Source organism: Klebsiella sp. JB_Kp042 (assembly GCF_040065275.1).
Classification (GTDB): domain Bacteria; phylum Pseudomonadota; class Gammaproteobacteria; order Enterobacterales; family Enterobacteriaceae; genus Klebsiella; species Klebsiella quasipneumoniae.
This window is the reverse complement of the sequence record NZ_JBEAJL010000080.1, coordinates 1-955: the sequence shown is the minus strand read 5'-3', so window position 1 is coordinate 955 and position 955 is coordinate 1. Positions and strand designations below refer to the sequence as shown.

The 955-nt window shown below is 61.3% G+C and carries 1 protein-coding gene and 1 pseudogene; both read right to left on the bottom strand.

Translation table 11 applies throughout. From position 1 onward, the window contains the following. Positions 1-227: pseudogene (locus ABLV54_RS13275) on the bottom strand (phosphomannomutase CpsG); the annotation flags it as partial. Between the two features lie 23 nt (positions 228-250). Further along, on the bottom strand, positions 251-955 hold a 705-nt coding region (locus ABLV54_RS13270), incomplete at its 5' end, for a cupin domain-containing protein (RefSeq protein ID WP_205609018.1).

The window sequence follows — 955 nt, the reverse complement described above, 5'->3', positions numbered from 1 at the left end:
CCGCTCAGGCCGATATCCAGCACGTCGGTGCCGGCGTCCATCAGCCCGCGGGCCAGCGCCAGCTTCAGCGACTCGCTGGTGAGGCGCACATCGCCCCCCACCACTATCTTCCCGGGTTTCAGAAATTCGCCGTAGGCGCGGCCGATACGGTAGGCGATGTCCTCGTTCAGCTCCTCGCCCAGTTCACCACGGATGTCATAAGCCTTAAAGCATGTTAACTGTGTCATTCTGCGTTTTGTCCCGAAAAAAATTAGCAACGACCATACTGGTCTTTAATACGAATAATGTCGTCCTCGCCGAGGTACGACCCCGACTGGATCTCCAGCACTTCCAGCGGAATGCGGCCCGGGTTTTCCAGGCTGTGCTCGGCGCCAATCGGAATAAAGGTGGACTGGTTCTCGGTCAGCAGGAACTGCTTGCCGTTGACCGTCACCTGGCCGGTGCCGGCGAGAATGACCCAGTGTTCGGCGCGGTGGTGGTGCATCTGCATCGAGAAGGCGCCGCCCGGTTTCACGGTGATACGGTTGACGTTGAAGCGCGGGGTCTGGACCACCACGTCGCAGCGGCCCCAGGGACGGTAAATCTCGCGGTGGCGCTTGTATTCGCTGCGCTGGTTCTGCTTGAGGAACTCGACCGCCTTCTTCACGTCCTGGGAACGCTCGCGGTTCATCACCAGCACGGCGTCCTTGGTGCTGACAATCACCAGGTTCTCCACGCCGATGGCCGCCACCAGCTTCTCGTCGCTGTTGATGTAGCAGTTTTCGCTGTTGTGCACCCACGCGTCGCCGCTGAGGACGTTGCCCTGCTCATCTTTCGGGCTGACCTCCCACAGGGCGGACCAGGAGCCGACGTCGCTCCAGTCGGCATCGAGACCGACCACCACCGCGTCGGCGGTTTTCTCCATCACCGCGTAGTCCACGGACTCGTCCGGGCACTCGCAGAAAATGTCATGCGG